We start from the raw sequence: 14215 nt of genomic DNA on the forward strand, positions 1-14215 counted from the left end.
TCAAACCTTTTCTATTTAAACATTCCACCGGAAAAAAAGCAAGAAAATCCTATTGTACCAAGGCATAGAAGCTTATATTTGTAAGCGGTTCCCAGCGCAGTATATTAGGAAAATCCTTCTTCCTTAAACCAGTTGTCAATACTTTTCATCATCTCAATCATCGCTTCGCGGTTTGAAAAGGACGGCATTTCAGCAAGCAGAGCCTGGCCCGGCTGCCGGACATCTGGGCCTCTTTTCTGAATGATCCAGATGCTTTTAGCGAACTGCTGATCTTTAAACATAGACGATGGAAGCTGAAGCAGACCCAAAGTAAATGCATATTTTTTGATCACGCGCTGCAGGTCGTCTGCCTGGTCGCTCTCGAAAATAAAATTCGGTACAAGCAGAAGCATTGTTCCGTTTTCTTTTAATTCTTTGAGACTGCTCTCGATCATTAGATGATGAACATAAGGCTGGCCGTTCGTTACATTCAACTCAAACTGCTCCGCTGCTTCCGGTTTAGGATAATAGCCTACCGGCAGGTCCGTCACAATAAGATCTGCTGGAACCTCGGGAAGCTTTTCAATACTGTCCTGGTGAAACAACTCTACCGTATGCTCCTGCAGGTTGGAAAGAACGTAGGCAATATTCAGCAGCGTTTCATCTACTTCCGCTCCGTATGCCACTACTTCTTTGTTCAGCTGATTTAATACTGCTGTAAGAAGGTTCGCTGTTCCAACGGCCGGATCCATGACTGTTTTTATATCTTTTTTAGCCGTTATTTTTTCTGCCAGGTATCCCATAAACATAGCTACAGCATCCGGGGTCATCGCATGATGCGGCTGCACGTTTTCTTTCATTCCTTTTATAACTGCAAGCTGAAATGCTTTTCTTATTTCCTCGCGCTTCATTTCAGGCGGAAGGGTTGTTTTTAGTTTTTCCTGCAGCTGCTCTTTTTTGTCATCGGGGAGGGATTGGACCACATCCTGCTGAAGAAGATTTTCTCCTGCTTCAGCCAAAGCCTCTAAATAGGTTAAGCCCATGTTTTTTTGAACCGCTCCGGCCATTTGATCTATCCATTCATATAAAGCTTCCGTATTTGTCTGTTCTGTCATTTTCTTTCCTCCCATAGTTCAATCCTTGTACCTTTGGTTCGCAACGTTTGATAGTATATCAGACATGCAGTCGATCCTCCACTTTTGAAGAAGCCGGGCCCGGAAAACATTATACGTTTTAATTAACGGCTCAATGGAAATAGTGGAAATAGTATTGCTGTACTTTTTTAAAAAATGGAGGGGTTAAACTATGCTACTACGTACAAAAATGTTCCGGGAATTTGCTATTTCCGCAGAGGATGATCGTTTTGGTTCGATAGCTGACGTATATTTCGATTCAGCAGGTGACTGGAAAGTTCGTTACATGGCAGCAGACACACGGGCATTACTTGCGGGAGGCCGGGTGTTGATCAGTCCCGAGTTGATCACTAATTTGAATTTTGCCGAACAGTCTGTTGGCGTGCAGGCCACGAAAGAACAAATTAAAAACAGTCCAAAACCAGAAGACCATAAACCAATTTCCCGCTCGTACGAAACAAAACTATCTGATCATTACAATGCGGGAAGCTATTGGATGCCTCCTGCAGCAGGAGCCGGAGGAGCTATGCTTCCGGTAGGCGGACCACTCGTTCCCGGGCAGTCCGATATGGAAACAGAACAACCTGCCGGCGATAATGATGAATACGTTCTGCAGAGTACCGAGGATATTAAAGGATACTCCGTATCCGCCGGAGGAAAAGATGCCGGTAAGGTAACCGACATCGTTTTTGACACTTCCACCTGGCAGATCCGCTTTGTGGAAATCGATACAGCCGGTTTCTTTTCCAAAGACAAAACATTAGTACCTGTGGAACAATTTAAAGAGTTTGATCCTGTAAATCAAATAGCAGAAATCCGTGCAGCCCGTTCTGTTATTGAAAAAGCACCGGAATATAATGAAAACACGGCTCTCACTGATGAGTATGACAGTAACGTAACAGCGCATTATAAAAACCACAGCTGAATTTTTTCTTTTCTCATATGAAAAGCCCCTACAGCATTGTAGAGGCTTTTCGTATGATTAATTATTATTAAACCAGAGTCTTGGCATGCTTTAAAGCCGCTTCATAATCAGGATGCTCGGATACTTCCGGCACGATCTGCTTATAAGCAACGACTCCACTGCTGTCTACTACAAACACGGAACGTGCCAGCAGGCGGAGCTCATCGATAACAACGCCATAGCTTTCTCCAAAAGATAGATCACGGTGATCGGATACCACTTGAATGTTGTCTATTCCTGCAGCTGCGCACCAGCGCTTCTGTGCAAATGGCAGGTCATTGCTGATTGTTAATATCTCGACATTATCCAGTTCAGCCGCTTCTTCATTGAAACGTCTTGTCTGCTTGTCGCATGTTCCTGTATCAATAGAAGGCACCACGCTGATTAAGCGGACTTTGCCTTCAAAATCAGACAGCTTCACCTCTGATAAATCATTAGCGAGAACGCTGAAGTCTGGTGCCAGGTCGCCCTCGTTCACCTCTGAGCCTCGAAGCGTAACCGGGTTTCCTTTAAATGTAACATTGGCCATGAAAATTCCTCCTGTAAGTTAGTCTAATTGGTACTATACCCTGTTCTCCTCAATGAATAAACGACGCCTCTTACTTTTCCGTATGGATGACTCTTGTATCAGAGAAAATATCGTGAATTCCCTGTTTTTCATCTGTAAAAGCCACTACCAGATATAAGACATTGGTAAACACGAGCAGCCGGTGAATCAGGCGTCCGACGACTTCCCTGAAAAACAGGTCACTCCAGCGGAGCGGCTGCCTGTCTTTTCGTATAACTTTGAGTCCAAAAATCATTTTTCCGAGCGTCTGCCCGGTTATCTTTGTCATAATTAAAAAATACAAGTACATAACCAGGCCGCTTAACAGCCCTTGTATAGTAAAAAATTCTAAAAACGTAACAGATCCTCCGTTAATAAACGCAAGCGGGCTGAGCAGAATGCCGTTGACAGCAAAAACAATCAGCACATCTGCAGAGTAGGCCCAGAATCTCATCCAAAAACCGGCATAACGCTGCATCGGTTTTGTTCCTTCTGCCGGTGCGGCAGAAGACGTTTCTTCTGTCGGGCGGCCGGAGCTGCCGGAAGCTGTTTCGGTTTGTGTGTCTTTGTTTTCCGGATGTTCTCCGGCTGCTTTCACCGGGCCGGGCTCTTCGTTTCTTTCTTCCCTGTTCTTCTCATCACTCACTGCTGTTCCTCCTCTCTAGTCTGTGTATAAATACATAGCCCGGGGAGAATCGGATGTTGTCAGAAGTTCTTTTAAACCAAGCAGCTCTGCGTCGCGGACAAACAGGCTTCTCGCTCCGGCTCCTACAAATGAGTTAAAAGAAAAACTGGCTCCATACTGTACGACACGAGCGCCTTCCAGATTTTGTTCGTCTTCCATAAATGCGATGGTATCATCCATTGTGCCAAGTTCATCCACAAGATCGATATCCTGTGCCTGGTCACCAGTATAAATACGTCCGTCTCCGATTTCACGTACTTCCTCTTCAGCTAAACCGCGTCCATTCGCAATAACCTGTACAAAATCATCATACATATCATCTACAATAGATTGAAGGATAGCTTCATCTTCTTCAGACATTTCTGTTCCGGGGGACATAATGTCCTTAAATTCTCCGCTGGTAATGGAATTCTCTTCAATTCCAATGTTATCGGCCAGCTCGGAATAATTAATGCTTTGCATAATAACGCCTATCGATCCTGTAATAGTAGCGGGATGGGCGACTATTTTATCAGCCGGAGCTGCTATGTAATAACCGCCGGAAGCTGCCTGGCTTCCCATCGTAATATATACCGGTTTATCGTGTTCCTCCTGTACGCTGACAATCGCATCGTGAATTTCCGCACTTTCCACTACACCGCCGCCGGGAGTATTAACTTTTAAAATAATCCCGTCTACATCATTAGAGTTCCCTGCCTGTTCCAGCATATATAGAAACTCCTGATGATTATAGCCTCCTGCATCAAACAAAGAGCCTTCTCCAGTATCCTGAATCACACCCTGCAGATCCAGCACTGCGATGGTGTTACCCGAACCATCTCCGGGCTCAAGCTCTTCTTCTTCGATTCCTTCCATTCCTCCAGTTTGGCTTCCTCCCCCTGCAAAATCGCTCCAATTAGCGCTTGCAAGAGAGGAAACAGCCTGAAAGCCAATGGAAACGACAATCACAATGGCCGCTACTACTAGCGCAATCCATCTTTTAAAATTCATGCTATCCCTCCTTTTTATTATTCTCTCACAGCCATTTCTTTATTTCCAGTCTCTTTCCATTATACTCTGTACTGCCAGCTTCCTCCTACGACAGTGCCGATGACATTTGTCTCTAATACAGCATTAACCGGAATCGAAAACAAATCCTTATCCAGCACGGTGAAATCCGCCTTATAACCCGGAGCAATAGAGCCCAGTTCTTTTTCACGTCCGACAGCTTCAGCACTTCCTGTAGTATAGAGCCGCACGGCTTCAAACATGGACAATTTCTGATCCGGCAGATAGCCGTCATGCGTCTCGTCCGGCCGTCGCCTTGCCACTGCTGCAAATATCCCCTCCAATGGGTCTGCGGATTCTATCGGAGCATCTGATCCTCCTGCACAGATAATACCTGCATCAAGCAGGGTTTTCCATGCAAAAGAATAAGGCATTCTCGCTGAACCAAGTCTTTCTTCCACCCATGGAAAATCAGACAGCACAAAGCTTGGCTGCAAATCTAAAATGACAGACAACTTCTGCAGACGAGCAATCAGCTGCTTATCTGCAACCTGCACATGAATGATACGATCTCTTTTTCCGGAAGGAACCGGGTATTTTTCTATTGCAGTAACCGTCAGCTCCAGCGCTCTATCGCCTATCGCATGGACCGCTACTTCTTTGCCGGCTTCTCTGGCACGTTTAACTACAGCGAAAAAATCATCCTCATGATGAATAGCCATGCCGGAAGTGTCAGGCGCATCGTTATAAGGCTGCTTCAGCCAGGCCGTTCTGCCGCCAAGGGCACCGTCCGAAAATATTTTCACGGCTCCAAATGTAACAAATGGATGTACCGGCGGCTCTTCTGCAAACAGTTCCTCTGCTACTTCGTGGTGAACAAGCAGGTTCGTTCGCAGAGCTCTTTTTTCTCCAAGCACTTTATAAAACGTTTCATATGTTTCTTTAAAGCTGTTGTAATAATTTAAATCTTCCGTATGGCCTCCGGTCAACCCCATGGAAAGCATGCGATCTACTGCAAGCGTAAGCGCCTTTTCCAAGTATGCCTTCGTTACAGGAGGCATCACTTCCTTAACTGCATCCGCTGCCTGATCGAGCAGATACCCGGTAGGAATTCCGTTATTATCCTTTACAATCATTCCGCCGGGCGGATCAGGGGTCTCTTTATAAATAGAAGCTTTGTTCAGCGCTTCTGTATTGGCAAGAGCCGCATGCCGGCAGATTCTTGTTAAAATCATAGGATTATGAGGAGCCAGCTGATCGAGCTCCTGTTTATGGAAAATTTTACGATCCGGAAATTTGTTTTCATTCCAGCCTTCTCCAATGAGCCATTCGCCTGCTTCCAGGGCAGCTGCCTTATGTGCAATCAGCTGCTGCATTTCTTCAGCTGTTTCACAAGTAGACAGATCCAGGGTAAGCATTGTTTCGCCAAGGCCGATCATATGAAGGTGGCTGTCTGTAAATCCAGGATAAAGAACGGCTCCCTTAAGATTTTCTACACGCTCTATTCGATCTGCATACTGTTTTTCCAACTCTTTTTTCGAGCCGGTCATGATGATGTCTTCTTTTTCTGTATAGACAGCTTCTATTGTTTCCTTTTCCTCGTTCATCGTGTAGATTGTCCCGCCGTGCCAAAGTGTGCCCATTGCTTATTCCTCCCTGCTTTTAATTAAAGAAGCGAATCCATATCGCTCTGCTGCGCAGACGAAGCAGATATGATTGTTGTTTCTGTATGCTGCACCGCCTCTTCAATAAGAGACTCATATTCGAACGCTTTTTCAAAACGGGAGGCTTTGTCCCGGATTGGTTTTGTTACAGAATCTGTCGGCAGAAAAATAGTGCAGCAGTCTTCATAGGGACGGATGGATATAGGATAGGTGCCAATGGTTTCTGCAATCTTCATCACCTCTTCTTTATCCATAGCAGCGAGCGGCCGGATAACCGGCATCGTGGTTACTTCGTTAATCGTATACATACTCTCAATCGTCTGGGAGGCCACCTGGCCGATGCTTTCTCCATTGATTATCGCCTGAATCTTTTCTTTGCCTGCTGTTTTTTCTGCAATACGAAGCATCATTCTTCTTGTTACCGTCATTTGGTAGCTTGAATGAATATGATCTCTAATGCCTGTTTGAACATCGGTGAACGGAACCACGTGCAGCCGGATGTCTGCTCCATAGGATGCCAGTACTTCAGCCGCATCCTTTACTTTTTGAAGGGCTTGAGCAGTTGTATAAGGCGGGCTGTGAAAGTGAAGGGCTTCAATAGTTACGCCGCGCTTCATAGAAAGGTAGCCTGCTACCGGGCTGTCAATACCGCCAGAAAGCATTAACAGCCCCCGTCCGCCGGAGCCTACCGGCAGACCTTTTGCCCCCGGGATCCTTCCGCAGCTGATGTACGTTCCCTGTTCCCGGATATCAATGGTTAATTCTACCTGCGGCTGATGTACGTCGACCGAGATCCCTTCGGTATGTTCGAGAATCCAACCGCCTACGGCAGGGTTTATTTTCTGGGAAGACACGGGGAAATTCTTATACGCTCTTCTGGCGCTTACTTTGAATGTTTCTTTCGGTCCCTCGTACGCTTTAAATACAGTAAGAGCTGTACTGCGTATCGACTCCACGCTGTTTTCTGCTTTGGCGGCCAGACTCAAAGAAGAAAGGCCAAAAACAAAGCGTACTTTTTCCGCTACAGCCATGCCTTCTTCGCCGTTCAGTTCAATAATAATTCTTCCATATGTTCTTTTTGCTTTTACATTTGGAAAGGTGGTTAGTACCTGACGGATATTGTGCAGAAGCTGCTTTTCAAACAGGCCTCTGTTCTCTCCCTTTAGAGCAAGTTCTCCATACCGGACAATTATATGATCAAATATCATTTATTTTCCTCCTACGACTAATTGGACAGAAGGAAAGATACTGCTGCAAGCGGCAAGCAGCGTTTCTATATCTTCTTCTGTTGTTTCTGTACTTAAACTGATCCGAAGCGCCGTTTCTGCACGCTCTTTTGTAAACCCGCATGCGCCGAGGACAGACCCGGTATTTTTTTCTTTGGACGAGCATGCCGACTTCGTGGATATATAGATCCCGCGGCTGGATAACTCCTGCACGACCGCTTCCGGTTTTGTGTTTTTTACAGAAATGTTCAAAATATATGGAGCACTGTTGATCGCCGGCGTGTTAATTTCTACCCCTGCCATCTGTTGATAGCGGCGGGTCATCTTCTGTTTTAGATCAGAGAGCGCTCCCCCGGCTGCTTCGTATTTGTCCCGGCTTAAGCGGAGGGCCTTAATCATTGCAGCAATCGCTGCCACATTTTCCGTCCCGGCCCTCATTCCACTTTCCTGGCTGCCTCCGGCAATGATTGGGACCAGGTTTTTTCGTTTTTTCTTCACGAGAATACCTGCGCCTCTGACACCGTGGAATTTATGAGCGGACAGCGAGTACAAATCGACGTTTGTCAAGTCAATCGGAAGTTTCCCTGCCCCCTGCACATCATCCGTATGGAAATAAACTTTGGGAAAAGCGGCAAGTTTCCGGCCGATTTCCTCTATCGGCTGGATCGTTCCTAATTCGTTTTGTACTCTTATAATAGATACAAGCACGGTAGCTGGACGAACAGCCTTCATTACCTGGGAAGGATCAATTCTTCCATCAGGTCCCGGCTGTAAGTAGGTCACTTCAGCCCCCTGCTTTTCCAGATTTTGAAACTGCTTTAACACAGATGGATGTTCCATCACTGTCGTAATAGCATGGTTCCCCCTGGAAGCCAGAGCTGCCATAGTTCCCTGCACTGCCAGGGCATTTGATTCGCTTCCTCCTGAGGTGAAGATAATTTCTTCTCTTTCTACTCCCAGCATAGCAGCGGCAGACTCTCTTGCTTTCTGAAGCAGTATTCCCGCATCCTGTCCCAGCTGATGCATGGAAGAGGGATTGGCAAAATAATCGGTGGACGCTTTTATGAATGTTTCCATCGCTTCCGGCCATGGCCTGGTTGTCGCGCTGTTATCTAAATAAATCATGGCGTCCTGCCTTTCTATCTGTTTTAGCATTCGTTATACTCTTCTCAACGTAATATCCTACCACATTTCGTTCGGTATGTGCGTTTTCACGCAGCAAAAAAGCCGTCTTTTCCAGACGGCTTTTCTTCTACTGCTTACCAAATTCAAGAAGTACTTCACGTATATTCGAATTCTTTTTTTCCATTGCCCCAATAGCTGTATTAACTGCATCATCATAGCGGCCTTTGTGGAAATGCTTTTCCGCTTCGTTAAATTGTTCATTAAGCTCCTGATCGCTGCTTCTATAGCGGTTTCCGTATTGGATGGCAAGTTCTGCCAGCTTTACCTGTTCGAGAGTGGCTATCAGGCGCTGGTGAAAGCGTCGTACGCTTTTATCTGCTTCCTCTACATCTGCATTGGCCCGGGCAATTTCCACCGGCACTTCATCGAGCGTTTGTTCCGCCGCCTTCACATGCTCATCTGCATCATCCAGGTCATTTAAAAGCGGGGAAGGAATTCTTGGCATAAAGGAGCGCTGCAGAAGCATTTCATCTTCCAGCAGCTGGCGCTTTACAGAAGCAAAGGTATCCAACGCTTTCTTTTCGTCTTTGCGAAGCGTGTACAGCCTGTCTTTTAACTGCTGTATTTCTTTTGTAAGGCCGCTCCATTCTTTGCGGTGCTTTTCAAGCTGGCTGCGCTGTTCTGAAAATGTCTGCGTCTGATTAATATTGGAATCCTGGAATACGCGCCAGTTTCTAATTGTTTCATCCATCTTCACTGCCAGTCTGTCATGCATCTCTTTATCTTCCATTGGAATTAAATAGCTGACTTCGACTTTTGCTTCTTCGCGCTGCAGGTCAGCCAGTTTTTCTTTAAGCTTTCGCAGTTGTTCTTCCAGCTGTGGAATTTCTGCCTGTACCGCTCCGCGGGCATCCACTTCTTTTTCAAGCATTTCGTACGTTAATTCCATAAACCGTCTTATTTCTTCGATTCTGTCTTTTACTTTTTCCAGTTCAAATTCTTCACAGCTTTCCTTTAAAGCGGGAAGCTCCTGCTTGTATTCTTCAATCTGTTCATATAAGGAAAGATGGCCGAGCGGATAACCCTGGCTTTGCATGTTTTCCACCCCGCGCTGCAGTTCTCTTAATTCAGATGGCAGCTCCATGTCAATATCTTTTAACAATACGGGAATTTCTTTCATCTGTTCATTCTGCACTTCGAGGTCATGGTCAACCTGCTTAAGCGTCTGTCTGGCAGACGTATAATTGCCTGCCTCTCTATCTTCTTCAAAAGAAATCAAAGCCTGCTTCATTTCGGTTTTGCGTTCTTCAAAAACCGGTGCTGTTTTCCCAAGAGAAAGGGAATGCTGCAGCAGATGCCTCGACATGGCATCGTATCTCGCCTGCGTTTCAGAGATGCCTGCCTCATTTTCTTTTTCACTGTGAACCAGCTCGTCCACTTCTTTAAAAATGGCTTCGATCTGCGCTTCTATATCCTGAAGCTGATTTTCTACCGCATGAACCAGGTCTCTGGCTTTTCCAAAACGATATTTATTTGCCTGTTCTTCAATATCGTAAAGAGCTTTTTCAATATCAGGGATATGTACGCCGACAATATCGTCCCAATCTTTACGCCAAAGCTCGAATTTCTCTTCCGTTTCCCCGGAAATTTTCAATCCTTTTACTTTGGCAATTTCTTCCGCAACCGGACGGCTTCCCAGTTCGATTTTCCAGTTTTCCAGCCTGTCTACATCTTTGTATATTTTTCTTCTTGATAAGGTTCCATAAATAACAACAGCTACTACTATTACCAAAATAGCTAAAAGGATAAACTCCATTGCATTTTTCACTCCAGTTTCAACAACATATGTTTGAAATATATTTTTCGTGCGGCCTTGCTTGTTCCTTTATATGTATACACGAGTAAATCCGGAAGCGGCTGTTTTTTTCTCTCTCAAAGAACATCAGCTTCTATTACCAAACGTGTATTCATGGTTTGTTTATTTTTTTAATCAATGACTTTATGATAACATGTAAAGGCTCTCGTGTGAGAGTTGGTTACATAAATATTTCAGAAATATTATCCAATATTAAAAATCCGGGAAGGATGAAGTCTTATGAGTCCAAAGCGCGATGGACATGTCCACACACCCTATTGCCCCCACGGTACATCCCGTCCCCTGGAAGAATATATTGAAAAAGCGGCAGCCGGCGGCATCACCACTTTAACTTTCGCCGAACACGCCCCGCTCCCGGAAGGGTTTACGGATACCGTCCCGGATAAAGACAGCGCAATGTCCATGGGTAATCTGGAAGCCTATCTGCTGAAGCTGGAAAGCGTCAAAAAAACGTATAAAAACGATATTACGATTTTAACCGGTCTCGAAGTTGATTTTATTGAACGGTATGAAAAAGAAACAGAAAAGTTTCTTGATACATACGGCCCTTACCTGGATGACAGCATTCTTTCCACTCATTTTCTGTTAGCTGATGGAGAATACACATGCATGGATTACAGCCCTGATTTCTTTGCTTCGTTAGTAAGCCGGACAGGGTCAGTGGATGCTGTAGCCCGTTTGTACTTTCAAACGGTTCTGCTGTCTGTGAAGGCCGGCCTCGGCCCGTTCAAACCCGGACGCCTGGGTCATATGACGCTCGTCCACAAATTCCAGCGTAAATTCCCGGTAAAACACTATCCGACCGATTTAGTGCATCAGATTCTGCATGCTGTTAAAAAGCACAATATGGAGCTTGATTATAACGGCGCGGGCACCGCTAAACCTCTCTGCCGGGAGCCGTATCCACCGGAATGGATCATCAAAGAAGCGCTGAGCCGGCACATTCCTCTCGTATACGGGTCGGATGCCCATCAGCCTGCCGAGTTATTCCAGGGCGTTAAGGAACTTTACCCCCTTACACTATTTAATGATAATTAAAGGAGATATGTACGATGCAGACTTCCCCGTTGCACCTTATTAACAAACAGCTTGACTCCCTTTTAGAAGGAGAAGCCGATCAAACCGCCAACCTGGCCAATGCTTCTGCTCTTTTGTACCAGCATTTTTCTTCGGTAAACTGGGCCGGATTTTATTTATATTCCCCAAAGGAAGATGAACTTATTTTAGGCCCTTTTCAAGGGCTGCCGGCCTGTGTCCGCATTTCTATGGGAAAAGGCGTATGCGGAACCGCCGCCGGGACTCTTGAAACCCAGCGGATCGCAGATGTTCATGCTTTCCCGGGCCACATCGCCTGCGACAGTGCCTCCGCTTCTGAAATTGTCGTTCCGCTTGTTAAAGAGGGCGTGCTTCTTGGCGTCCTGGACGTTGACAGCCCGGAACAAAACCGCTTTTCAGAAGAAGACCAGGAGATTTTGGAAGAATTCGCCGCTGTTCTTTTAAAGCATATTTAATACGCTTTACTTCTATTGACTTGACAGCTTTAAAAGGATATAATGATCTTTGTGCAAAAAGACAGCCAGGGTAAGCCTGCCATGTTCGATCTTTCTTCATTTTATTCCTATACTCGCAGGAGTATAAGGTGTATTGCGTACCCTCCAGCTGTCGAGGTGAAGATACGTGAAAATAAAATGGGCATAGCGGGAGATTACCAACGTTGCTCTTTTTTCAACTATTTTATTATAAAGGAGATTACTTGTATGTCACGTTATACAGGACCATCTTGGAAAAAGTCACGTCGTTATGGAATTTCTCTTAACGGCACAGGAAAAGAATTAGAAAAAAGACCTTATGCACCAGGTGAGCACGGCCCAACACAACGCAAAAAGCTTACTGAATACGGCCTTCAGCTTCAAGAGAAGCAAAAGCTGCGTTTCATGTACGGCTTAAATGAGCGTCAGTTCCACCGCACATTTGAAATCGCAGGCAAAATGCAGGGTGTTCACGGCGAAAACTTCATGGTTCTTCTTGAAGCACGCCTTGATAACATCGTGTATCGTCTCGGTCTTGCCCGTACGCGCCGTGGTTCACGCCAGCTCGTTTCCCACGGTCACGTAACTGTTGACGGTAAGCGCGTAGATATTCCTTCTTACCGCTTAAAGCCAGGCCAGGTTATTGGCCTTCGCGAAAAGTCACGCAACCTTACTTCTATCAAAGAAGCTTTGGATGTAAACAGCTACAAGCCTGACTTCGTCAGCTTTGATGAAGAAAAAATGGAAGGTTCGCTTGATCGTTACCCAGAGCGTTCTGAACTTCCTGCAGAAATCACGGAAGCCCTTATCGTTGAGTGGTACTCCCGTTAATAAAGAAAAGCAGCCGGCCGGCTGCTTTTTTTTATTTTAAATTGTGGATTTCAGTCTTCGTTTTACCAATAATAAGAGAAGACAAACGAAACCCCTCGTATTCCTTTCAACAGGAATACGAGGGGTTTTTAAATGCAGCGATGGTTATTTTTTTCGAAAACAAAACCATAAAAAAAGACCAGGCGGTGACTCAGGCAGACCAGCCACCGCTGAAGATTGGCCTGCCGAAAGCTCCCGCCTGAATAAACACCAGCCTTATCTTTTTTTAGATCTGATACAGCTGTTTCATTTTTTTAATGTACTTTTGGGACAGCCCTTTTTGCTCTATTTAAATGATACGAGCGCGTATTTCTTTTTGCCTCTTCTTAAAATAGTGTACCTGCCACCGATTTTGTCTTCATTGGACAGCTGCTTTTGTAAATCGGTGCAGCGTTCCCCATTAATGTAAACGGCACCGTTTGTAATATCTTCTCTCGCCTGTCGTTTCGACGGAGAGAGTTTTGCTTCCACGAGTGTATCAATTAAGCCTGGTTCTTCGTTCGTTCCTGCCTCATGGGTGGGAACGTCTTTGAATCCCTGCGCAATTTCATCTGCCGAAAGCTTTTTCACGTCTCCCCCGCCAAAAAGGGCCGCCGAGATATTCTGTGCCTGCTGTACTGCTTCTTTACTATGAACAAATGCCGTAAGCTCTTCGGCCAGCTTCTGCTGGGCTTCTCTTTTTTCCGGTGCCTGCTGCATTTTCTGTTCGTATTCCTTTATTTCTTCCGCCGGGAGGAATGTAAAGTAATGCAGAAACTTGATTACATCTCTGTCATCGGTGTTTATTAAAAACTGATAAAACTCATACGGTGTCGTTTTAGAGGGATCGAGCCAAATCGCACCACCCTCAGTTTTACCAAATTTGGTGCCGTCCGCTTTTGTGACAAGAGGAATAGTGAAGCCGAATGCTTCGGCTTTCTGCTCTTCATCTGCGCTTTTTCTGCGGATCAGCTCCAGCCCTGCCGTTATATTGCCCCACTGGTCGCTGCCGCCGATCTGAAGACGGCAGTTTTTCTCTTTAAACAGGTGAAGGTAATCGAGGGACTGAAGAATCTGGTAGCTGAATTCTGTAAAAGAGATGCCGTTTTTGATTCGGGATTCCACCGATTCTTTGGACAGCATATAATTCACGCCAAAATGCTTTCCTACGTCTCTTAAAAATGTAATAACACTCATTTCTCCGATCCAGTCAAAGTTGTTAACAATTTCTGCTCCGTACTCTCCTGTGAAATCAAGGTGTCTCTGCAGCTGACTGCGGATTCTCTCGCTGTACATTTTTACTACGTCTTCTTCGTTCAGCGACCGTTCGACACTCTTTCCGCTGGGATCTCCAATAAACCCCGTAGCTCCGCCGACTAAAGCGAGAGGCTTGTGGCCGGCCAGCTGAAACCGGCGCATCGTAATAATTGTAAGCAGATGTCCGATATGAAGGCTGTCGCCGGTCGGGTCAAATCCACAATAAAGCGTAATAGATTCTTTGTTAAGTAAAGCTTCCAGCCCTTCCCGATCGGTTACCTGATTCACTAATCCTCTTTGTTCCAGATCCTGTAAAATAGTCATTGTGTCTCTCCTTTTAAATTAACCACCAACGCAGCGGCTGCCGTCATCGGACAAATAAAAAAAGCCCGCT

The 14215-nt window shown here is 45.5% G+C and carries 14 protein-coding genes; 5 read left to right on the forward strand and 9 right to left on the reverse strand.

Going from position 1 to position 14215, the window contains the following annotated elements; all coding sequences use genetic code 11:
• Positions 1-104: 104 nt before the first annotated feature.
• Positions 105-1094 carry a class I SAM-dependent methyltransferase gene (locus AC5W14_RS03070; protein WP_496059077.1) on the reverse strand — a complete coding sequence of 330 codons (990 nt, stop codon included), beginning with the start codon at positions 1092-1094 and terminating at the stop codon, positions 105-107.
• A 190-nt stretch (positions 1095-1284) separates the two neighbouring features.
• Between AC5W14_RS03070 and AC5W14_RS03075 the strand changes: the two genes are divergently transcribed.
• Positions 1285-2037: a PRC-barrel domain-containing protein gene (locus AC5W14_RS03075; RefSeq protein ID WP_496059076.1), complete on the forward strand. Its 753-nt coding sequence runs from the start codon at positions 1285-1287 to the stop codon at positions 2035-2037.
• A 67-nt stretch (positions 2038-2104) separates the two neighbouring features.
• On the opposite strand, the gene tpx is transcribed toward AC5W14_RS03075, so the two are convergent.
• From tpx to AC5W14_RS03110, 7 genes are all read right to left on the reverse strand, one after another.
• Positions 2105-2605, reverse strand: coding sequence for a thiol peroxidase (gene tpx, locus AC5W14_RS03080; RefSeq protein ID WP_496059075.1), 501 nt, complete (start codon positions 2603-2605; stop codon positions 2105-2107).
• Between the two features lie 70 nt (positions 2606-2675).
• Entirely contained in the window at positions 2676-3269 is a 594-nt protein-coding gene (locus AC5W14_RS03085) for an RDD family protein (protein ID WP_496059074.1), read from the reverse strand.
• Between the two features lie 15 nt (positions 3270-3284).
• Positions 3285-4298, reverse strand: a complete 1014-nt coding sequence (gene sppA, locus AC5W14_RS03090; RefSeq protein ID WP_496059073.1) for a signal peptide peptidase SppA — start codon at positions 4296-4298, stop codon at positions 3285-3287.
• A 59-nt stretch (positions 4299-4357) separates the two neighbouring features.
• Positions 4358-5938 carry an amidohydrolase gene (locus tag AC5W14_RS03095; RefSeq protein ID WP_496059072.1) on the reverse strand — a complete coding sequence of 527 codons (1581 nt, stop codon included), beginning with the start codon at positions 5936-5938 and terminating at the stop codon, positions 4358-4360.
• A 23-nt stretch (positions 5939-5961) separates the two neighbouring features.
• Positions 5962-7167 (reverse strand): tRNA uracil 4-sulfurtransferase ThiI, encoded by a 1206-nt coding sequence (gene thiI, locus AC5W14_RS03100; protein ID WP_496059071.1) that lies wholly within the window; start codon positions 7165-7167, stop codon positions 5962-5964.
• Positions 7168-8340: a cysteine desulfurase family protein gene (locus tag AC5W14_RS03105; RefSeq protein ID WP_496193647.1), complete on the reverse strand. Its 1173-nt coding sequence runs from the start codon at positions 8338-8340 to the stop codon at positions 7168-7170.
• Between the two features lie 97 nt (positions 8341-8437).
• The gene (locus tag AC5W14_RS03110) at positions 8438-10126 is read right to left on the reverse strand and encodes a septation ring formation regulator EzrA (protein ID WP_496193648.1); all 1689 of its coding nucleotides are present in this window, start codon (positions 10124-10126) and stop codon (positions 8438-8440) included.
• A 279-nt stretch (positions 10127-10405) separates the two neighbouring features.
• Between AC5W14_RS03110 and hisJ the strand changes: the two genes are divergently transcribed.
• From hisJ to AC5W14_RS03130, 4 genes are all read left to right on the forward strand, one after another.
• Positions 10406-11224, forward strand: coding sequence for a histidinol-phosphatase HisJ (gene hisJ / locus AC5W14_RS03115; RefSeq protein WP_496059068.1), 819 nt, complete (start codon positions 10406-10408; stop codon positions 11222-11224).
• A gap of 14 nt (positions 11225-11238) precedes the next feature.
• On the forward strand, positions 11239-11697 hold the full coding sequence (locus AC5W14_RS03120; RefSeq protein WP_496059067.1) for a GAF domain-containing protein: 459 nt from the start codon (positions 11239-11241) through the stop codon (positions 11695-11697).
• Between the two features lie 246 nt (positions 11698-11943).
• Complete coding sequence (gene rpsD, locus AC5W14_RS03125) at positions 11944-12546, forward strand: 30S ribosomal protein S4 (RefSeq protein ID WP_120192627.1); 603 nt, start codon at positions 11944-11946, stop codon at positions 12544-12546.
• Between the two features lie 41 nt (positions 12547-12587).
• Positions 12588-12788 (forward strand): hypothetical protein, encoded by a 201-nt coding sequence (locus tag AC5W14_RS03130; protein ID WP_496059066.1) that lies wholly within the window; start codon positions 12588-12590, stop codon positions 12786-12788.
• A gap of 82 nt (positions 12789-12870) precedes the next feature.
• Here the strand turns inward: AC5W14_RS03130 and tyrS are convergent, their stop codons facing one another.
• A complete protein-coding gene (gene tyrS / locus AC5W14_RS03135; RefSeq protein ID WP_496059065.1) occupies positions 12871-14145 on the reverse strand; it encodes a tyrosine--tRNA ligase in 1275 nt (424 codons plus the stop codon).
• Positions 14146-14215 lie beyond the last annotated feature (70 nt).

It is taken from the genome of Sinobaca sp. TMA16-18 (assembly GCF_059510535.1).